Origin of the sequence: Vibrio sp. 10N.222.55.C6 (assembly GCF_041473395.1) — a bacterium.
GTDB lineage: Bacteria > Pseudomonadota > Gammaproteobacteria > Enterobacterales > Vibrionaceae > Vibrio > Vibrio crassostreae_C.
Genome location: NZ_JBFRSD010000895.1, coordinates 1 through 427, shown reverse-complemented (window position 1 = coordinate 427; position 427 = coordinate 1). Strand labels below are relative to the sequence as shown.

The 427-nt window shown below is 45.7% G+C and carries 1 pseudogene; it reads right to left on the bottom strand.

Annotated elements, in window-relative coordinates:
- A pseudogene (locus AB4486_RS26750) lies at positions 1 to 427 on the bottom strand (hypothetical protein); the annotation flags it as partial.

The window sequence follows — 427 nt, the reverse complement described above, 5'->3', positions numbered from 1 at the left end:
GATGTATACAGATGTAGAAACAGAGCCAGTTTCTGCTGCGCCATTAGCAAAGTCGCGGCCAACGATAGCTTTGTTATTATCAGTGGTTGAGTCCGCACCATCTTCAATTCGTAAAGAGTTAGAACCCGACTTGGCAAAGTCACTACTGATCACTGCTGTATTTAAAACCCCATCAACACCTTTTGTCTGGTACGCAGGGTTAGCCACATCGATCTGCGTACCTACAGTATAAGAATCGAAGTTGTCTGTTACTTCGCCGGGCTCTGGATCTGGATCTGGTTCAGGTTCTGGCTCAGTATTGCCGCCATCAACAACAACTGTCGCTTCCGCAGTATTGTTGTTGTACGGATTACCTGATAGCGCTTGGCCATTCGGGTAATTGTTAAAGTTATCTTCAAACACTAGCTCATCAGAAGCTGTGTCATTC